This window comes from Pantoea allii (assembly GCF_002307475.1).
GTDB lineage: Bacteria > Pseudomonadota > Gammaproteobacteria > Enterobacterales > Enterobacteriaceae > Pantoea > Pantoea allii.
In genome coordinates this window covers 209,783-228,324 of record NZ_NTMH01000030.1, presented here as the reverse complement: position 1 = coordinate 228,324, position 18,542 = coordinate 209,783, and the positions used below count along the sequence as shown (strand labels likewise).

At 54.7% G+C, this 18,542-nt stretch carries 18 protein-coding genes; 10 read left to right on the top strand and 8 right to left on the bottom strand.

Features of this window, described 5'->3' with window-relative positions; genetic code table 11:
• The first annotated feature begins 1 nt into the window (after nucleotide 1).
• Together CMR03_RS10560 and CMR03_RS10555 are read left to right on the top strand one after the other, a co-directional pair.
• The gene (locus CMR03_RS10560) at nucleotides 2-757 is read left to right on the top strand and encodes a glutamine amidotransferase (RefSeq protein ID WP_096011485.1); all 756 of its coding nucleotides are present in this window, start codon (nucleotides 2-4) and stop codon (nucleotides 755-757) included.
• The gene (locus tag CMR03_RS10555) at nucleotides 757-1,872 is read left to right on the top strand and encodes a M20 family metallopeptidase (RefSeq protein WP_096011539.1); all 1,116 of its coding nucleotides are present in this window, start codon (nucleotides 757-759) and stop codon (nucleotides 1,870-1,872) included. Before CMR03_RS10560 ends, CMR03_RS10555 begins: the two co-directional genes overlap by 1 nt.
• A gap of 252 nt (nucleotides 1,873-2,124) precedes the next feature.
• Here the strand turns inward: CMR03_RS10555 and CMR03_RS10550 are convergent, their stop codons facing one another.
• From CMR03_RS10550 to lptF, 4 genes are all read right to left on the bottom strand, one after another.
• Nucleotides 2,125-2,334 carry a hypothetical protein gene (locus CMR03_RS10550; protein WP_096011484.1) on the bottom strand — a complete coding sequence of 70 codons (210 nt, stop codon included), beginning with the start codon at nucleotides 2,332-2,334 and terminating at the stop codon, nucleotides 2,125-2,127.
• On the bottom strand, nucleotides 2,315-2,944 hold the full coding sequence (locus CMR03_RS10545; protein ID WP_096011483.1) for a hypothetical protein: 630 nt from the start codon (nucleotides 2,942-2,944) through the stop codon (nucleotides 2,315-2,317). Before CMR03_RS10545 ends, CMR03_RS10550 begins: the two co-directional genes overlap by 20 nt.
• A 615-nt stretch (nucleotides 2,945-3,559) precedes the next feature.
• On the bottom strand, nucleotides 3,560-4,636 hold the full coding sequence (lptG, locus tag CMR03_RS10540) for an LPS export ABC transporter permease LptG (protein WP_063878195.1): 1,077 nt from the start codon (nucleotides 4,634-4,636) through the stop codon (nucleotides 3,560-3,562).
• Nucleotides 4,636-5,736: an LPS export ABC transporter permease LptF gene (gene lptF, locus CMR03_RS10535; protein ID WP_063878194.1), complete on the bottom strand. Its 1,101-nt coding sequence runs from the start codon at nucleotides 5,734-5,736 to the stop codon at nucleotides 4,636-4,638. The genes lptG and lptF overlap by 1 nt, the downstream gene beginning before the upstream one ends.
• Before the next feature lie 268 nt (nucleotides 5,737-6,004).
• Here lptF and pepA point away from each other — a divergent pair, with 268 nt between their 5' ends.
• From pepA to CMR03_RS10515, 4 genes are all read left to right on the top strand, one after another.
• Complete coding sequence (gene pepA / locus CMR03_RS10530) at nucleotides 6,005-7,516, top strand: leucyl aminopeptidase (RefSeq protein ID WP_013024392.1); 1,512 nt, start codon at nucleotides 6,005-6,007, stop codon at nucleotides 7,514-7,516.
• Between the two features lie 69 nt (nucleotides 7,517-7,585).
• Nucleotides 7,586-8,044 (top strand): DNA polymerase III subunit chi, encoded by a 459-nt coding sequence (locus CMR03_RS10525; protein ID WP_063878193.1) that lies wholly within the window; start codon nucleotides 7,586-7,588, stop codon nucleotides 8,042-8,044.
• A gap of 5 nt (nucleotides 8,045-8,049) precedes the next feature.
• Entirely contained in the window at nucleotides 8,050-10,905 is a 2,856-nt protein-coding gene (locus CMR03_RS10520) for a valine--tRNA ligase (protein WP_096011482.1), read from the top strand.
• Between the two features lie 78 nt (nucleotides 10,906-10,983).
• Nucleotides 10,984-11,493 carry a GNAT family N-acetyltransferase gene (locus CMR03_RS10515; RefSeq protein ID WP_096011481.1) on the top strand — a complete coding sequence of 170 codons (510 nt, stop codon included), beginning with the start codon at nucleotides 10,984-10,986 and terminating at the stop codon, nucleotides 11,491-11,493.
• On the opposite strand, the gene CMR03_RS10510 is transcribed toward CMR03_RS10515, so the two are convergent.
• The 4 genes from CMR03_RS10510 to rraB form a co-directional block, all read right to left on the bottom strand.
• Nucleotides 11,488-12,273 carry a histidine phosphatase family protein gene (locus CMR03_RS10510; protein ID WP_063878190.1) on the bottom strand — a complete coding sequence of 262 codons (786 nt, stop codon included), beginning with the start codon at nucleotides 12,271-12,273 and terminating at the stop codon, nucleotides 11,488-11,490. The two genes, CMR03_RS10515 and CMR03_RS10510, sit on opposite strands and share 6 nt — an antisense overlap.
• A gap of 10 nt (nucleotides 12,274-12,283) precedes the next feature.
• Nucleotides 12,284-13,612 (bottom strand): OprD family porin, encoded by a 1,329-nt coding sequence (locus CMR03_RS10505; RefSeq protein WP_063878189.1) that lies wholly within the window; start codon nucleotides 13,610-13,612, stop codon nucleotides 12,284-12,286.
• 366 nt (nucleotides 13,613-13,978) lie between these two features.
• Entirely contained in the window at nucleotides 13,979-14,740 is a 762-nt protein-coding gene (gene miaE, locus CMR03_RS10500) for a tRNA isopentenyl-2-thiomethyl-A-37 hydroxylase MiaE (protein WP_096011480.1), read from the bottom strand.
• A gap of 57 nt (nucleotides 14,741-14,797) precedes the next feature.
• Complete coding sequence (gene rraB, locus CMR03_RS10495; protein WP_063878187.1) at nucleotides 14,798-15,220, bottom strand: ribonuclease E inhibitor RraB; 423 nt, start codon at nucleotides 15,218-15,220, stop codon at nucleotides 14,798-14,800.
• Between the two features lie 163 nt (nucleotides 15,221-15,383).
• Between rraB and argF the strand changes: the two genes are divergently transcribed.
• The 4 genes from argF (at nucleotide 15,384) to ridA (ending at nucleotide 18,514) form a co-directional block, all read left to right on the top strand.
• Nucleotides 15,384-16,391: an ornithine carbamoyltransferase gene (gene argF / locus CMR03_RS10490; protein WP_063878186.1), complete on the top strand. Its 1,008-nt coding sequence runs from the start codon at nucleotides 15,384-15,386 to the stop codon at nucleotides 16,389-16,391.
• 242 nt (nucleotides 16,392-16,633) lie between these two features.
• Nucleotides 16,634-17,569: an aspartate carbamoyltransferase gene (pyrB, locus tag CMR03_RS10485; protein ID WP_063878185.1), complete on the top strand. Its 936-nt coding sequence runs from the start codon at nucleotides 16,634-16,636 to the stop codon at nucleotides 17,567-17,569.
• 11 nt (nucleotides 17,570-17,580) lie between these two features.
• Nucleotides 17,581-18,045, top strand: coding sequence for an aspartate carbamoyltransferase regulatory subunit (gene pyrI, locus CMR03_RS10480; protein ID WP_063878184.1), 465 nt, complete (start codon nucleotides 17,581-17,583; stop codon nucleotides 18,043-18,045).
• Between the two features lie 82 nt (nucleotides 18,046-18,127).
• Nucleotides 18,128-18,514 carry a 2-iminobutanoate/2-iminopropanoate deaminase gene (gene ridA, locus CMR03_RS10475; RefSeq protein ID WP_096011479.1) on the top strand — a complete coding sequence of 129 codons (387 nt, stop codon included), beginning with the start codon at nucleotides 18,128-18,130 and terminating at the stop codon, nucleotides 18,512-18,514.
• Nucleotides 18,515-18,542 lie beyond the last annotated feature (28 nt).

Sequence of the window (18,542 nt, the reverse complement as noted above, 5' to 3'; positions counted from 1 at the left end):
AATGCTGAAGAACATTTTACTGGTCGGCGAATCCTGGACCAGCACATCCGTACACGTTAAAGGCTTCGATCAGTTTGCGACCGCCACCTGGCACAACGGCGCAACCGACTTTATGGCGGCGCTGGCAGACAGTGATTATGCCATCACCTATATGCCCGCCCATGCAGCGGCGACGGCGTTTCCGCTGACCCTGGCGGGGCTGCAACAGTGGGACGCCATCATTCTGTCGGATATCGGTGCAAACACGTTGCTCCTGCACCCGGATACCTGGCTGAAGAGCCAACGCACGGCGAACCGCCTGACGCTGATCCACGATTATGTGGCGGCGGGCGGTGCCCTGATGATGATTGGCGGCTACTTCAGTTTTCAGGGCATCAATGGCGGCGCGCGCTATCGCAATACCGCGGTGGAAAAAGTGCTGCCGGTGCGCTGTCTGGCCTGGGACGACCGGATTGAAACGCCCGAAGGCTGCTATCCCAGCGTGACGGAATCCCACGCGGTGTTTGCCGATTTGCCGGGCGAGTGGCCGTGGCTGCTTGGCTATAACGAGGTGGAAATGCATCCCGAAGGCAAGCTGCTGGCCACCGTCGCCGGCACAGATCATCCACTGCTGGCGGTGCGCGAATATCAGCAGGGCCGCTCACTGGTGTGGACCAGCGATATGTCGGCCCACTGGCTGCCGCAGGAGTTTTCCCAGTGGCAGGGCTATCGCCAGCTGTGGATCAACTGCCTCGACTGGTTAACGGTACGCCACTGATGGCCCTCAGCCGCACGGCGGATCTGGCGTTACAGCTCATCCGCTTTGATACCATCAATCCGCCGGGTAACGAAGCCGCCTGTATGCAGTTTTTTGCCGACTGGCTGGGTGAAAACGGCTTTGAGGTCACGCTGTCCACCTTCGGTGAAGGCCGCCGTAACCTGATAGCCCGGATGTCCGGCGAGCAAGACGGACCTGCGCTGGCGTTTACCGGGCATCTGGATACGGTGCCGCTTGGCAATGCCGACTGGCAACACGATGCTTTTGGTGAGATCGCGGGCGATCGGCTCTACGGTCGGGGATCGAGCGATATGAAGGCGGCCGTCGCCGCCTTTGCTGTGGCCTGCGTTACGCACCAGCAGGCGATTCGGCAGGGTACGGGCGTTGTCCTGCTGATCACCGGCGGTGAAGAAACCGGCTGCGACGGGGCGCGGGCGCTCATCGAAAACGCCACGCTGCCCGAGGTCGGGGCGCTTATCGTGGGCGAACCTACCGCGAATTATCCGGTTATCGGCCACAAAGGCGCACTGTGGCTGCGCTGTGAAACCCGGGGGAAAACCGCCCACGGCGCGATGCCGGAGCTGGGCATTAATGCCATTTACCTGGCGGCTGATGCGCTGGGTAAAATTCAACATTTCTCACCCGGCGCGCCGCATCCACTGATGAAGCAGCCGACGATCAACGTCGGGCGCATCTCTGGCGGCCTCAACATCAACTCCGTGCCTGACCGCACGCAGTTCGACGTGGATATTCGTAGCGCCCCCAATCTTGAGCACGCTACCATTCGCCAGCAGCTCACCACCTTACTGGGTGAAAGTGTGACGGTTTCCACGCTGGTGGATCTGCCTGCCGTGCTGAGTGAAGGCGATCAGGCATGGATTCAGGCAGTTTATCAACGATGCCAGCCACTGCATGATGCACCGCTGGTGCCGCGGATTGTACCCTACTTTACCGATGCTTCACTGCTGTTGCCCGCGCTGGGCAATCCGCCCTGCATTATTCTTGGCCCTGGCGAGCCGTCGATGGCGCATCAGACCGATGAATATTGCCTGCTGAGCCGGTTAACGGAAGCGGAGACGCTGTATGGTGCGTTGATTTGTGACGGGATAATGTGACTGAATGGAAGTTCGTTCCTCGCTTTGCTTCGTTACGCCTCAGCGATGTTCTGCGGCGAGCGACAACTTCATCCACGTGTTTCTGCCGTTTCTCGGACGACTGAAAAGAGGCAGATTCTGTCGCCAAATCCGCCATATTCGCGTTCTGTCTGACATATTCCGCGTGAGGCAGGCACAGGGCGTTCGTTAAATATCAGGTCAGAACTCATGAAAACTCACGCTTATTGTCTGGAGGTTATAGTCACTGAAGGGTTAACGACGGTCAGGTTTTTCAGCAATCAGATAGGTTAGTCCGTAAACCACCAGTCCCCCGACGAGTACGAGCAATGGAGCGATGATGCGCATGGCACCTTCATTCAGCGTGGCCGCCAGAAATATGCCCACCACCATAGCCATCAAGACCAGACCACCGGATACCTCGGCAATGAGCTTACGAATCAGCCTAATAATTTTCGATAGCATTGATCAATTCTCTGGAGGCGGAGGGGTTTTTACGCAGCATCTCACCCATTTTGATGAAGTTCTGTAGGGGCTCTTCAAACATAAAATAGAGCATGTCGTAATCATTAACCCGAAGCTTTCGCCACAGTTCAGGGTTTTGCATCTGAAGACGTCTGGATGCTTCACAGGCGCGGGAAATCACGCCCTGAGCGATGACGCCGCCCGTCAGACCACCGGTCAGTCCCCGGAGTGCCACGCGGGACATAAATGACAGCATGACACCACTGACGACCTTTGAGCCAAGATAAGAAGACAATGTCAGTTGCGTGGCTGTCCTGCTGGTCATTGATGTTGCGCTGCCAATCAGTTTGTCATAAATCTTACGCAGTACGGGTTCGGGAAGGTACTGCAGCGAATCATCAATGATGATCTTAACGATTTTCGCTATCTCATTTTTGTTCTTGAAGGCAGTATAAACAGCACGGCCAACGCGGATGTCATCATGCATATTGCGTGACTGTATCCGTCGGCCGCCATCAGAAAGATCCAAATCCTGAAAGGTTCGTTCCAGTCCCAGATAGAAGTCCATCGGTACTGAAACCACGCCCGATACGATTGAACGAGCGAGCATTGTTGCGTCCATTCCTTGTTCCCAGAAGCCGTGTCAGCTGATGAGTAAACATTAAAATATTGTAACTGTCAGGGCAATCTTTTGTCAGTTCAGTGAGTCCCTAAATGACAGCTCAGTGAGCCAGGCTTGTGAAGCAGCATCACGTTGACCCAGGCGCTTTTTGGTAACAGCCTGAATAACGGTAAGACGGTGAAGCTATTTATTCGACATGGATACTGAGCGGCGTCATCTCCAGGCCCTGCCGTTCGGGCCATGCCTTTGAGGCTTATTTTTTAATCACGCCATATCCCTTCCTGCTAACCTGTATCGCCGTTGCTAAATGCCTGAGCCGCAACCGGATAACCTGTCTGCTTTATTTCGTTGTTAAGGACGCCATGCATTTCCTGCCTATCGTTATCCCGGAGTTGCAGGCATGAGGAGCTAACAGGGTGGGACGGCGAGCACGCGTGATGAAACGTTATGTGTCAGCGCTTCGCGCTCGCTTTTCTGTTGAGACGGGGGACATTGCGGTGGTCAGCCACTACGATCTGGCATGTTGAGGCTGGTTATGACTGGCGCGATGCGCCTGCCAACAAAAAGGCCGCCCTTAAAGGCGGCCTTTTTCACTGTTGACGATCAGCGTCGTTTTATCAGCATAAACAGACTGATGGCAAAGAAGGCAAAGCTTGGCAGGATCGCGCCAAAAATGGGCGGCAGGCCGTAGACCAGGCTGAGTGGACCAAAAATCTGATCCAGCACGTAAAAAAGAAAGCCGAAGCTGATACCGGTGACCACGCGCACGCCCATCGAAACGCTACGCAGCGGACCAAAGATAAACGACAGCGCCATCAGCATCATGACCGCCACGGACAGCGGCTGGAAGATTTTGCTCCACATATTGAGCTGATAACGGCCAGCTTCCTGCCCACTTTGCTTCAGGTATTTACTGTAATCATAGAGGCCGGTAATCGACAACGCATCCGGGTCCAGCGCCACCACGCCCAGTTTGTCTGGCGTCAGATTCGTTTTCCATTCCCCGCCCAGACTCTGTGAGCCGGTAATTTGCTTCGGATCGGTCAGATTCGACTCATCCACCTGGGACAGAACCCACAGCTTCTTGTCTTTATCCCATTTGGCCGTCGCGGCATAGCGGACGCTCTGTAAACGGCGATCGTCATTGAAGCTGTAAATGCTGACGCCGTCGATTTCATTGTCGCCTTTCACGCGCTCAATATAGATAAAGTTGTTGCCGTCTTTGGCCCACAGGCCGCTCTGGGTTGACACCAGCGCACCACCGTAGAGCTGCTGAGCGCGGAAGTTACGCGCCATCTGCTCGCCCTGTGGGGCAACAAACTCACCGATAGCCATGGTCAGCAGCACCAGCGGAATTGCCGTCTTCATGACCGACAGGGCGACCTGCATACGGGTAAAGCCCGCTGCCTGCATGACGACCAGTTCACTCCGCTGCGCCAGCGTACCCAGACCTAACAGCGCCCCCAGTAAGGCCGCCATCGGAAAGAAGATTTCAATATCTTTCGGCACGCTCAGCAAGGTGTAATAGCCCGCATCCAGAGCGCTGTAGGCACCCTGTCCGGTTTTACGCAGCTGATCGACAAATTTGATAATGCCGGACAGCGAAACCAGCATAAACAGCGTCATCAGGATGGTATTAAATATCGTTTTACCGATATAGCGATCGAGAACGCGAAACATCAGACCGATCCTCCGCGTGTAAAGCGCGCACGAATTCGACGCATTGGCACGGTATCCCACAGGTTAAGCAAGATCGCCAGCGTCAGATAACTGAGATTCACCACCCACATCCAGATGGCCGGATCAAGGCGGCCTTTGGCACCGCTTGAGCGCAGCGAACTCTGCAGCAGGAAGAAAATCAGATACAACAGCATCGCGGGCAACATTGAGAGCACGCGGCCCTGGCGCGGGTTGACCACGCTGAGCGGCACTACCATCAACGCCATCACCAGCACGGAAAACACCAACGTAAGGCGCCAGTTGAGCTCGGCTTTAAACTCTGGCGTTTTGTTGGCTAACAGCGTGCCGAACGTGGCCTGATCCACATCGTTAGGATCGAGTATTGCCTGCTTATAGCCCACGTAGGCCTGATAGTTGGTGAAATCGGTGATACGGAAATCGCGCAGCAGCGCCGTTCCCTCAAAGCGCGTCCCTTTGTCCAGGGTCACAACCTGTGAACCGTCTTTCTTTTGTTCCATGTGCCCGCTGTCCGCCAGCACCACAGAAGGTCGGGCATTGCCTTTCGGCCGTAGCTGCGCCAGGAAGACGTGACCAAACTGATTGCCCTTAACGTTCTCAAGGAACAGCACGGCGCTGCCATCGCTGGACGTCTGGAACTGTCCCGCAGCCAGTGCGGCAGTACCAGGATTGGCCTTGGCATTTTGTGTAACCTGTTCCTGATAGCGCGACGACCAGGGGCCCAGCCAGATGACGTTCACCGCTGCCACCACCGAGGTGAACAGCATCAGCACCATCGCCGCCTTGACCAGCACCGCCTTGCTCAGGCCGCAGGCGTGCATTACGGTAATTTCACTTTCCGTATACAGCCGCCCGAGCGTCATCAAAATCGCCAGAAACAGGCTTAGGGGTAAAATAAGTTGCGCCATTTCAGGCACGCCAAGTCCTAACAGCGTCAGAACAAGGTTTGTCGGCACTTCGCCATCCACCGCGGCCCCTAAAATCCTTACCAACTTCTGACAGAAGAAGATCAACAACAGGATAAACAGGATAGCCAGCTGGCTTTTGAGCGTTTCCCGAACCAGATATCTAATAATGATCACGCTTAATACGCCTGTGAAAACTTGTCTTTTTGCAGGAAAATCGCTAATTTCAACGCTTATTAGCCATTTTTCTTCATAAATGGCCGTCGTCGACGCTAGAAATGTATGGTAATCGCGTTTGGGTGATGAAAAAACAACATCTTGTCACCCTGATTCATTATGACCTCCAGCAGCACGCTGTCATGTTGCTTAGCTTAATAAATGGGTCACGAACGCGCTACATTCTAGCGGCAGCCGCGGCCGTTGTCTTTAAGATTCAGGAGAGTGCATGGAGTTCAGTGTAAAAAGCGGTAGTCCGGAAAAACAGCGCAGTGCATGCATTGTAGTTGGTGTTTTCGAACCGCGTCGTCTGTCACCGATTGCCGAGCAACTGGATAAAATCAGCGACGGCTATATCAGCGCCCTGCTGCGCCGCGGTGAACTGGAAGGCAAAGTGGGTCAGACGCTGCTGCTGCATCATGTGCCGAATATCCTGTCAGAGCGTATTTTGCTGATTGGCTGCGGTAAAGAGCGTGAGCTTGATGAGCGCCAGTACAAGCAGGTGATTCAGAAAACCATCAATACGCTGAATGACACCGGCTCGATGGAAGCCGTGTGCTTCCTGACCGAACTGCACGTCAAAGGGCGCAACACCTACTGGAAAGTGCGCCAGGCCGTCGAGACCTCGAAAGAGGCGCTGTATAACTTCGACCAGTTGAAGAGCAACAAAGCGGAGCCGCGTCGTCCACTGCGTAAGCTGGTGTTTAACGTGCCCACGCGCCGTGAGTTAACCAGCGGTGAACGTGCGATTCAACACGGGCTGGCGGTCGCCGCCGGGGTGAAAGCAGCCAAAGATCTTGGCAATATGCCGCCCAATATTTGCAATCCGGCTTACCTGGCTTCTCAGGCACGTCAGCTGGCTGATGCCTACAGCAAAAACATCACGACGCGCGTGATTGGCGAGCAGCAGATGAAAGAGCTGGGCATGAACGCCTATCTCGCCGTAGGTGCCGGATCGCACAATGAATCCCTGATGTCGGTGATTGAGTACAAAGGCAACCCGGATACCGATGCGCGTCCGATTGTGCTGGTTGGCAAAGGGCTGACGTTTGACTCCGGCGGTATCTCCATCAAGCCTGCGGACAGCATGGATGAGATGAAGTACGACATGTGCGGCGCAGCCTCGGTTTATGGCGTGATGCGCATGGTCGCCGAGCTGAATCTGCCGCTGAACGTGGTGGGCGTGCTGGTGGGCTGTGAAAACATGCCGGACGGTAAATCCATGCGGCCGGGCGACGTGCTGACCACCATGTCAGGCCAAACGGTTGAAGTGTTAAACACCGATGCTGAAGGCCGCCTGGTGCTGTGCGATGCGCTGACCTACGTGGAACGCTTCGATCCGGAAGTCGTCATCGATGTAGCAACCCTGACCGGTGCCTGCGTTATTGCGCTGGGTCATCACGTCAGCGGACTGCTGTCGAACCACAACCCGCTGGCGCATGAGCTGATTGGTGCCTCCGAGCAGTCCGGCGATCGCGCCTGGCGTTTACCGATGGCCGATGAGTATCAGGAACAGCTGGAATCCAATTTTGCCGATATGGCGAACATTGGCGGCCGCCCGGGTGGTGCCATTACCGCCGCTTGCTTCCTGGCCCGTTTTGCGCGCAAATATAACTGGGCACATCTGGACATCGCCGGTACCGCCTGGCGGTCAGGTAAGGCCAAAGGTGCCACCGGTCGTCCTGTACCGATGCTGTCTCAGTTCCTGTTAAATCGTGCCGGTCTGAACGGCGACGATTAATCGTACGGATAACCGACCCCATCGGGGCGGAGTTTACTCCGCCCTTCTTTTCGTTAAACAGGCAATTCGATGAAAAACGCAACCTTCTACGTGTTGGAAACCGATGCATCCAGCGAGGGCTTAACCGCCGTTGAAGCGCTGGTGTGCGATCTGGCGGAAACACGCTGGCGGGCCGGTAAGCGGGTGCTCATCGCCTGTGAAGATGAGCAGCAAGCCATTCGCCTTGATGAGGCGCTGTGGCAGCGCCCTGCCAACGCCTTTGTGCCCCACAATCTCGCCGGGGAAGGTCCGCGCTACGGCGCACCGGTAGAGCTGGCATGGCCGCAGCGTCGGGGGAATTCGCCACGCGACCTGCTGATTAGCCTGCTGCCGCAGTTCGCAGATTTTGCTACTGCTTTCCATGAAGTGATAGACTTCGTTCCTTACGAAGACGCTCTCAAACAGCTGGCGCGCGATCGCTATAAAGCCTATCGCAGCGTTGGCTTCCAATTGAATACGGCAACGCCGCCACAGCCGCAAACGACATAGCAGAAATGGATAAGACATATAACCCGCAAGATATTGAGCAGCCGCTTTACGAGCATTGGGAAAAGCAGGGCTACTTCAAACCGAATGGCGACACCAGCCAGGAAAGCTTTTGCATCATGATCCCGCCGCCGAACGTCACCGGTAGCTTGCACATGGGTCACGCCTTCCAGCAAACGATCATGGACACCATGATTCGCTACCAGCGCATGCAGGGCAAAAATACCCTGTGGCAGGCCGGTACTGACCACGCAGGCATCGCCACCCAAATGGTGGTGGAGCGCAAGATCGCGGCAGAAGAAGGCAAAACCCGTCAGGATTACGGTCGTGATGCGTTCATCGACAAAATCTGGCAGTGGAAAGCCGAATCCGGCGGAACGATTACCCGTCAGATGCGCCGTCTGGGCAACTCGGTTGACTGGGAGCGCGAGCGTTTCACCATGGACGACGGCCTGTCCAATGCGGTGAAAGAAGTCTTTGTGCGCCTGTATAAAGAGAACCTGATTTACCGTGGCAAGCGCCTGGTAAACTGGGACCCGAAACTGCGTACCGCCATCTCTGACCTGGAAGTGGAAAACCGCGAGAGCAAAGGCTCTATGTGGCATATCCGCTATCCGCTGGCAGAGGGCGCGAAAACCGCCGACGGTAAAGATTATCTGGTCGTTGCGACCACCCGTCCGGAAACCCTGCTGGGCGATACCGGCGTGGCCGTTAACCCGGAAGATCCACGTTATAAAGATCTGATCGGCAAGTTTGTGATGCTGCCGCTGGTTGATCGTCTGATCCCGATCGTCGGTGACGAGCACGCGGACATGGAAAAAGGCACCGGCTGTGTGAAAATCACCCCGGCGCACGACTTCAATGACTACGAAGTGGGCCGTCGTCATAAGCTGCCGATGATCAACATCCTGACCTTCGACGGCGAGATCCGCGACAGCGCGCAGGTTTACGATACCAACGGCGAAGCCAGCACCGCTTACAGCGACGCGATTCCTGCCGCGTTCCAGAACATGGAGCGCTTTGCTGCGCGTAAAGCCATCGTGGCGGCGGTAGACGCGCTTGGTCTGCTGGAAGAGATCAAACCTCACGATTTAACCGTGCCTTACGGTGACCGTGGTGGCGTTGTTATCGAGCCGATGCTGACCGACCAGTGGTACGTGCGCACGGCACCGCTGGCCAAAGTGGCGGTGGAAGCCGTTGAGAACGGCGACATTCAGTTCGTGCCGAAGCAGTACGAGAACATGTACTTCTCCTGGATGCGTGATATTCAGGACTGGTGTATTTCCCGTCAGCTGTGGTGGGGCCACCGTATTCCGGCCTGGTACGACAATAACGGCAACGTCTATGTGGGCCGCACAGAAGACGAGGTGCGCAGCGAAAACAACCTGGCAGCCGATGTCGCACTGCGTCAGGACGATGACGTGCTGGACACCTGGTTCTCATCGGGCCTGTGGACTTTCTCAACGCTGGGCTGGCCGGAAAACACCGAAGCCCTGCGCACCTTCCACCCGACCAGCGTGCTGGTGAGTGGCTTCGACATCATCTTCTTCTGGATTGCCCGCATGATCATGCTGACCATGCACTTCATCAAAGATGAAAACGGCAAGCCGCAGGTGCCGTTTAAAACCGTGTATATGACCGGTTTGATCCGCGACGAAGAAGGCCAGAAAATGTCGAAATCCAAGGGCAACGTGATTGACCCGCTGGATATGGTTGACGGTATTTCACTGGAAGAACTGCTGGAAAAACGCACCGGTAACATGATGCAGCCTCAGTTGGCGGAAAAAATCCGCAAGCGCACCGAGAAGCAGTTCCCGAACGGCATCGAGCCATCGGGTACGGATGCCCTGCGCTTTACGCTGGCGGCGCTGGCCTCGACCGGGCGTGATATCAACTGGGACATGAAGCGCCTGGAAGGTTATCGCAACTTCTGTAACAAGCTGTGGAATGCCAGCCGTTTTGTGCTGATGAATACCGAAAACCAGGACTGCGGTCAGAACGGCGGCGACATGACGCTGTCGCTGGCGGATCGCTGGATTCTGACGGAATTCAACCATACGGTAAAAGCCTACCGTGAGGCGCTGGACAGCTATCGTTTCGATATTGCGGCGAACATCCTGTATGACTTCACCTGGAACCAGTTCTGTGACTGGTATCTGGAGCTGACCAAGCCGGTGATGAACAGCGGCAGCGAAGCAGAACTGCGTGGCACCCGCCATACGCTGGTCCATGTGCTGGAAGCGCTGCTGCGCCTGGCGCACCCGATTATTCCATTTATCACGGAAACCATCTGGCAGCGCGTGAAGGGCCTGAAAAACATCAGCGATGACACCATCATGCTGCAGCCGTTCCCGCAGTACGACGCGGCGAAAGAAGATGCTGAAGCTAAGGCCGATATCGAGTGGATGAAGCAGGCAATCATCGCCGTCCGTAACATTCGTGCAGAGATGAACATCGCGCCCAGCAAGCTGCTGGATGTGCTGCTGCGTGACTGCTCCCCTGCTGCCCAGCGCCGCGTTGAGGCGAACCGTAACTTCCTGTCACGCCTGGCGCGGCTGGAAAGCCTGACTATTCTGCCTGCGGGCGAGAAAGGTCCGGTTTCGGTGACCAAAATCGTCGAAGGCGCAGAGCTGCTGATCCCGATGGCGGATCTGGTGGATAAAACCGCCGAGCTGGAGCGCCTGGCCAAAGAGCTGCTGAAGCTGGATGTGGAAATCGAAAAAATCCAGACCAAGCTGGCGAACGAAGGCTTTGTCTCGCGCGCACCAGAAGCGGTCGTCGCCAAAGAGCGCGAGCGCGTTGCTGAGATGGAACAGTCAAAAGCAAAACTGATTGAACAGCAGGCGGTCATTGCGGCATTGTAAGCATCGTAGCTGACAGCTTATTCATAAAGCCGGGCTTGCCCGGCTTTTTTTTGACCTCGTACAAATCCGGAAGAGATGATGACGACCAGTGCCAACCCGCGTTTTGACCTCCTGGTGCGGCCGATTACGGCTGCCGACAATCCGCACATCGCCCAGGTGATTCGCGACGTATCGGCCGAGTTCGGCCTTACGGCAGACAAGGGCTATACCGTATCCGATCCCCAGCTTGACCACCTGTTTGAGTTGTACAGTGCCGAACAGAGCGCCTACTGGATTATTGAATATCAGGGCAAGGTGGCTGGCGGCGGCGGTGTTGCGCCTCTCGCCTGCAGCGCACCTGACATTTGTGAACTGCAGAAGATGTATTTTCTGCCGACGGTGCGCGGTCAGGGTCTGGCGCGCGAGCTGGCGCTGCGGGCGATGGATCATGCACGCCGCCACGGCTTTCGCCGCTGCTATCTCGAAACCACCGCCAGCCTGACACGGGCGATTAAACTCTATGAGTCACTGGGCTTTGAGCATATCGACAGCGCGATGGGCTGCACCGGCCATGTCGACTGCGAAGTGCGAATGCTAAAGGCACTATAAGCCGCGCTCGACGTAGCGCATGTCGTTAACGGACTCAATGACGAACTCTCCGCTATCTGTGTAGCGCAGCCGTGTAACGCTCGCATTTTCGAGCGACTGCTTTAACGACGTATCGCCAAGGGCTTGCAATAGCGCGGTAATCGCCATGCCATGGCTGACGACCAGCACATTACCACCGCCCTGCTGCTGAGCCTGCTGTGCAATTTCTGTCATGCTTTCGAGCATGCGTTTTGCCACCTGCTGATAGCTTTCAGCCTGTCCGGTGGAGTTGATGCCCGGCAGTGAGGCTGTACCCGACGCTTCGGCCCGATGAATAGCATCAATAATCCCGTCAATGTGAATCTTACCTGCGCTGAATGCGTTCATCATCGCCGCATCAGAGGTATAGCCAGCCTGAAGCGCCGCAGCAGTAATCATATTCTTATCCAGATCACCTTCATAAAGTCCAAAACAGACTTCGCGCAATCCTTTATGTTCATTAAGCGTGGGAATCCGCTTCCATGACTTCATAGCACGTTGCGCGGTTTCTCTGGCCCTGCCAGCATCACTGGACCAGGCTGCGATGAAAGTAAGAGGCTGAAGTCCTCGCCCTAACTGCTCCGCTACCGCCGCCCCAGAAGCGGTTAGCGGCGTATCGGACCAGCCCTGTGCGCGCTGCACCGTGTTAAACATTGTTTTGCCATGCCGCGTAACAAACAGGGTCACATCGGCGGCGATGGCTTCGCCTGCGAGAGTCCCCACCATCATAAAAACCAGCAATGCTTTAACTATTCTTTTCATCGTATTTTCCTTATTTAAACAGGTTTAATTTATACTCAACCGCAATCTCCGCAGACAGGTTGGGAGAACGCATATACCTTCCTTGCGCATTAAAAACGGGTGTTTCTTTATTATTTTTGTAGGACCAGCCATAGCCGAACAATGTAAAAATCGATAAATTCTTCAGGGCGGGATGAGGTTCAGTGAAACGATTGATGAGCGCAAATTCCCCCGAACGTATACGCTGATGACGATAAGTAAACTGTCCATAATTAATCTGAATGCCACTAAACACGCCTTTTGAGATTTCAAACATCGTCTGCGACACCAGCGCAAGTTCTTTATCGCGGGTGTAATCTTTTCCGGCAGAAGTCAGCGAGTTAAAACGACCACGGGTATTTTTGGTCAGCGGGCGTGCATAATATCCCACCGCATTATGTTTGGGCGCGGCGCTCCAGGCGGCAGCGAATTTATGTGTCCATCCAGTGTTAATCCATTCAGCTTCACCAACATAATGCCACGCGTTATCATCGAACGATCTTGTGCTGGCGGACATCCTTTTATAATTTTCCAGCCCCTGACTGCCATAAACTTGAGAGGACAAACGCCAGTGCGGAGAAAGGGAGTAACTCGCTTCGATAACATGGCGACGCTGGTAGGCGTCCGCTTCGCCAAATGCATAAGTGAACCGTCCGCGTTCACCGTTATAGCTCAGGCCGCCCGTATAGATCGCAGCAATTTTCCGTTTGTCCTGCGTTTGTAGGGCAAGACTGTCTGGCGAGTCGTGTCGGATCGTTTTCGTCACGTAAGCCAAATCCAGCCGCACCTTCTGTCCGCTGAGCATGCCGCTATAGCCTAAGTAACTATTGCGTGATAAGCGGTCAGTGGTGGTCAGCACGCCGGTATTTTTTAATGCCTGCCAGCCCGCTTTCCCTTCCAATCCTGCGTGCCCGTCGCCCAGCTTCACTTTCAGATAGCGCTGACCAAACTTGCTAAAGCCATGCGCATCAGCTTTTCGCTGATTACCGCCGCTGTCGTAAAGCAGGCCGCGCGTAGCAAAGTTGTCGCTGGCTGCCAGCCTGATCGCTCGGGTATAGGTTGCATCAAATCCCAGCCAGTCCCACAGATAGCCGGAACGAAAATTCAGACTGGCCGCCTGTCCCCAGGCATTATGAACAGTGACAGGCTGTGCTTCATTTTCCTTGAGATACTTCCAGTGATTACGCAGCCTGAGATTGAACTGAGAATCGCGCAGGAAAGCGGAGTCAGAGAGCGCTAACGCTTGCGAAGACTCAGCCCATGCAACAGGTGGCTGCAAAAAGGGCAAGATAAATAGCGAAATACAGGTCTTTCTCCTCATTTTATGAATCCTTCCATTAAACGCTTTTCAGGAAAAGTGGCCTCAAAGAAAGTCGCTAATTCTGTTTCCGGGTTATACCCGACGAAAAAAAACCCGATTCATAATCCTCTCTGGCAGAGAAGAATTATGAATCAGGTTTTGCTTGAAAAATAACAACCCTAATTCGGCAAGAGCAATATACTTATTCCGCAAATAAAAATCAGAGCAGAAAAAACATTCTGTGATGAGTGACGCAAATTATATTTATCTGAGATAACGCATTCGCATTAAACTAACACTTAATATTTATCTTTTTATTATAAATAAATTCTATCTGATTCCATTTACAAACAGTAAACGGTCATAGATAGAGACCGTTTACTCTCATCAGAACGCCGGCACACCGCTGTGAAAGCGCAGCTCCTTGTCCGGCTCAGCAATGAGCTTCGCCTCCGCCTCACCAATCGCCCGCACGCGCGCCGTAATATCTTTTGGCGAAATCTGCGCCGCCAGCGTCAGATAGTCCTGATAATGACGGGCTTCTGAGCGCAACAACGAGATATAGAACTTCTCTAATTCGCTGTCCAGGTAAGGTGCCAGGCTGGCGAAACGCTCGCAGGAGCGCGCCTCAATATAGGCACCGCAAATCAGCTTATCCACCAGCGTATCGGGTTCGTGGGTGGTCACTTCACGCAGCAGACCTTTCGCATAACGGCTTGAGGTGATTTTCTGATAAACCAGCCCACGCGACTGCATAATTTCCCACACCTGATAAAAGTGGTGCAGCTCTTCTTTGATCAGCAGCACCATCTTCTCAACCAGATCGTCAGCCCACGGCAGTTCGTTGCGCACGATAATGGCTTTGGTCAGCGTTTTATGCGCATTGATAAAATCGCTGTCGCCGTCCTCACGAAAGATAAAATTCTCGTAAGGCTTCAGCCAGGCCAGAATCTGGTCACCGCTGGGCTTGTCGGCAACGTATTTGCGGATCAGCCACACCGCGGTCTGGGCCGCTTTGAGTTCGCACACCAGATGATCGGTGAGCAGCAGAGTCAGGTTTTCCGGTTTGCGCGCCTCATCAATCCAGGCCTGAGGTGTGCGGCAGCGTAAAAACTGATGTATGGGTTCAAGTAAGGGTGCGTAATTCATGACGGTCAGACAACACAGGGGAACAGAAAAGGCGGAGCAGGCTCCGCCCGGCGTTAATTAATGACGAATACCGTTGTCGTCTTCGTCGATAGCCTCGCCGTCGTCTTCATCGTCATCAGGGGCATTCGGATCTTCGAAATAGGTGCCCCAGCCGTCGTAGTCAACGTTGTATTTCGCCACCAGGTTTACCAGCTGCTCTACCTGGGCATCGATGATTTCCGCTTTCAGCGCGCCTTCGCTGAGAATGTCCACGCACATCACGGTCGTGCCGTCTTCCAGCTCCAGCTCTTCTGGCTCGGTGACTTCATAGCCCAGTTTAAAGGCGTCCACCGCCGCTTTTTCGAGCGAGTCGAAGTTGTTACAGGAGAGATGGTGCTCAATGGTATAGAGCGCATCGGGATCGCTGCCATCCTCTAACAGTTCTTCGATGATCAGCCGCGTCTCTTCACGCTGCTCTTCCAACAATGCTTCAAATGCCATGGCGATATCCTCTCTGAGTTCGGCAATAAGTGATTATTTTCCCATACTGCCTGTCGCGCCACTACACAAAACATAAAAGATTATTCTCGCCAGGGTTGAAAATGCATATTCATACGGTTAGATTGAATTTTAATTCATTATGAAACCCGTACCGGAGTGCTGTATGAGTCAGTTGTATCAACGTCATTTCCTCAGGCTGCTGGATTTTACCCCGGCGGAAATTGACTATTTGCTGAGCCTGTCCGCCGAATTAAAACGCGCAAAAAAAACCGCCAGTGAAACCCAATACCTGAAAGGCAAAAACATCGCGCTCATCTTCGAAAAAGACTCGACCCGTACCCGATGCTCTTTCGAAGTTGCCGCATACGATCAGGGTGCAAACGTGACTTACCTTGGCCCAAGCGGTAGCCAGATCGGCCATAAAGAGTCGATGAAAGATACCGCGCGCGTGCTGGGCCGCATGTATGACGGCATTCAGTACCGTGGTTACGGCCAGGCGCTGGTCGAAACCCTGGCTGAACATGCCGGTGTACCGGTCTGGAACGGCCTGACCACCGAGTTCCACCCGACGCAGTTGCTGGCCGATCTGCTGACCATGCAGGAACACCTGCCAGGCAAGCCGCTCAGCGAGATGACGCTGGTGTACGTGGGCGATGCGCGCAACAACATGGGCAACAGCATGCTGGAAGCCGCCGCGCAGGTTGGCTTAGATTTGCGTATGGTCGCGCCACAAAGCTGCTGGCCGGAAGCCGGACTGGTGGCACAATGCCGTCAGGTCGCAGAGAAGACCGGCGGCAAAATCACGCTGACAGACGATATCGCCGAAGGCGTTAAAGGTGCCGATTTCATCTATACAGATGTCTGGGTTTCCATGGGTGAAGCGAAAGCAGTGTGGGAAGAACGCATTGCCCTGCTGCGCAACTACCAGGTGAACAGTGCAATGCTGGCGCTGACCGGCAACCCGCAGGTGAAATTCCTGCACTGCTTACCGGCATTTCATGACGATCAGACCACGCTGGGCCGTCAGATGGCGGAACAGTATGGCCTGCAGGATGGAATGGAAGTCAGCAATGACGTCTTCGAATCGGCACACAGCATCGTCTTTGACCAGGCGGAAAACCGTATGCACACCATTAAAGCGGTGATGGTAGCCACCCTGGGACAGCGCTGATCCGGCAACCGCAAACGTTTACCTGCTGCGCGATTTTTCCTTGATGCACATTCCTGATGGCGTATAATGCGCCACAATTTGCCGGAGGAAACATGCAACAGCATCGTGGACAATGTGACGCGCTACCTCGCCTCAATGCAGGCGGCACCGCTGTTTCTTTCCGTCATCGAACCGATCTTAAAAAAGCCCCTGTATAAGGGGCTTTTTTTTGTCCGTTATCCGGCCGCGCAGAGGAGAGAGCTATGGCTAACCCGCTATATCGCAAGCATATCATTTCAATTAACGATCTCAGCCGCGACGAGCTGGAGCTGGTGCTGCACACCGCTGCGCAGCTAAAAAACCACCCTCAGCCGGAACTGCTGAAGCATAACGTGATAGCCAGTTGCTTCTTCGAAGCCTCGACCCGCACCCGACTGTCATTTGAAACCGCGATACATCGCCTGGGCGCGTCCGCAGTGGGCTTTGCCGACGGCAGCAATACCTCGTTGGGCAAAAAAGGGGAAACCCTGGCCGATACCATTTCCGTGATCAGCACCTACGTGGATGCCATTGTAATGCGTCACCCGCAGGAGGGCGCTGCGCGACTGGCTACGGAGTTTTCCAATGGCATTCCGATTCTGAATGCCGGAGACGGGGCAAACCAGCATCCTACGCAAACCCTGCTGGACCTGTTTACCATCCATGAAACCCAGGGCCGACTCAGCAACCTGAACGTGGCGATGGTCGGTGATCTGAAATATGGTCGCACCGTGCACTCACTGACCCAGGCGCTGGCCAAGTTTGACGGCAACCGCTTCTTCTTTATCGCCCCGGATGCGCTGGCGATGCCGGCCTATATTACGGATATGCTGGATGAGCAGAATATTGCCTGGTCACGCCACGACAGTTTCGAAGAGGTGATGCCGGAGCTGGATATTCTCTACATGACGCGGGTGCAGAAAGAGCGGCTCGATCCATCCGAATATGCCAACGTCAAAGCGCAGTTTATTTTACGCGCGGCAGACCTGAACGGTGCCCGCGATAACATGAAGGTGCTGCATCCGCTGCCGCGCATTGATGAAATCACCACCGACGTGGACAGCACGCCGTACGCCTGGTACTTCCAGCAGGCCGGTAACGGCATCTACGCACGCCAGGCTTTGCTGGCACTGGTCTTAAACCGCGACACCGCCCTGTAAGGAGTGACAGTATGAGCCAGGATAACAAACTGCAGGTTGAAGCCATCAAAAATGGCACGGTTATCGACCATATCCCTGCGCAGGTGGGCTTTAAGCTCCTGTCGCTGTTTCGTCTGACCGAAACCGACCAGCGCATCACCATCGGCCTGAACCTGCCATCCGGTGAGATGGGCCGTAAAGATCTGATTAAGATCGAAAACACTTACCTTACGGAAGATCAGATCAATCAGCTGGCGTTTTATGCGCCGCACGCCACCGTCAACCGCATTGATGATTATGAAGTGGTCGCCAAGATCGCGCCCACGTTGCCGGACCGGATAGACCGGGTGCTGACCTGTCCGAACAGCAACTGCATCAGTCGCAGCGAACCGGTGTGCTCCAGCTTTGCCGTGAAGCATCGCGCCGATGAGGTGCACCTGAAATGTAAATACTGTGAGAAAGAGTTCGCCCGTCATGTGGTATTGGGTCACTTTTAATCGGCCCTGCCGCGCTTATAATGAACCGCGTTTTATGGCGGGCAGCGCCTTTGCTGCCACGGCCTTTATCTAAGGAGAAATGATGTCTCGTGAAATCAGTACGGAAAAAGCCCCAGCGGCTATCGGCCCATACGTGCAGGGCGTTGATCTCGGCAACATGATCATCACCTCGGGTCAGATTCCGGTGAACCCGGCCACGGGCGACGTCGCCGAAGACGTCTCAGCACAGGCGCGTCAGTCGCTGGAAAACGTGAAGGCGATCGTGGAAGCGGCGGGCCTGAAGGTTGCCGATATCGTGAAGACCACGGTCTTCGTGAAAGATCTGAATGACTTTGCCACCGTAAACGCCACCTACGAAGCCTTTTTTACCGAGCATAATGCGCCCTTCCCGGCGCGTTCCTGCGTGGAAGTGGCCCGTCTGCCAAAAGACGTGAAGATTGAGATTGAAGCGATCGCGCTGCGTCGTTGATAAAAACGTGCGCACTGCTGAGTGCGCA

Coding starts and splice junctions, on each gene's coding strand:
- pyrI (WP_063878184.1), top strand. CDS start 17,581: ATGAGCCAGGATAACAAACTGCAGGTTGAAGCCATCAAAAATGGCACG.
- miaE (WP_096011480.1), bottom strand. CDS start 14,740: ATGAATTACGCACCCTTACTTGAACCCATACATCAGTTTTTACGCTGC.
- rraB (WP_063878187.1), bottom strand. CDS start 15,220: ATGGCATTTGAAGCATTGTTGGAAGAGCAGCGTGAAGAGACGCGGCTG.
- CMR03_RS10505 (WP_063878189.1), bottom strand. CDS start 13,612: ATGAGGAGAAAGACCTGTATTTCGCTATTTATCTTGCCCTTTTTGCAG.
- CMR03_RS10545 (WP_096011483.1), bottom strand. CDS start 2,944: ATGCTCGCTCGTTCAATCGTATCGGGCGTGGTTTCAGTACCGATGGAC.
- CMR03_RS10555 (WP_096011539.1), top strand. CDS start 757: ATGGCCCTCAGCCGCACGGCGGATCTGGCGTTACAGCTCATCCGCTTT.
- CMR03_RS10520 (WP_096011482.1), top strand. CDS start 8,050: ATGGATAAGACATATAACCCGCAAGATATTGAGCAGCCGCTTTACGAG.
- argF (WP_063878186.1), top strand. CDS start 15,384: ATGAGTCAGTTGTATCAACGTCATTTCCTCAGGCTGCTGGATTTTACC.
- lptG (WP_063878195.1), bottom strand. CDS start 4,636: ATGTTTCGCGTTCTCGATCGCTATATCGGTAAAACGATATTTAATACC.
- CMR03_RS10525 (WP_063878193.1), top strand. CDS start 7,586: ATGAAAAACGCAACCTTCTACGTGTTGGAAACCGATGCATCCAGCGAG.
- ridA (WP_096011479.1), top strand. CDS start 18,128: ATGTCTCGTGAAATCAGTACGGAAAAAGCCCCAGCGGCTATCGGCCCA.
- CMR03_RS10550 (WP_096011484.1), bottom strand. CDS start 2,334: ATGCTATCGAAAATTATTAGGCTGATTCGTAAGCTCATTGCCGAGGTA.
- pyrB (WP_063878185.1), top strand. CDS start 16,634: ATGGCTAACCCGCTATATCGCAAGCATATCATTTCAATTAACGATCTC.
- CMR03_RS10560 (WP_096011485.1), top strand. CDS start 2: ATGCTGAAGAACATTTTACTGGTCGGCGAATCCTGGACCAGCACATCC.
- CMR03_RS10510 (WP_063878190.1), bottom strand. CDS start 12,273: ATGAAAAGAATAGTTAAAGCATTGCTGGTTTTTATGATGGTGGGGACT.
- pepA (WP_013024392.1), top strand. CDS start 6,005: ATGGAGTTCAGTGTAAAAAGCGGTAGTCCGGAAAAACAGCGCAGTGCA.
- CMR03_RS10515 (WP_096011481.1), top strand. CDS start 10,984: ATGACGACCAGTGCCAACCCGCGTTTTGACCTCCTGGTGCGGCCGATT.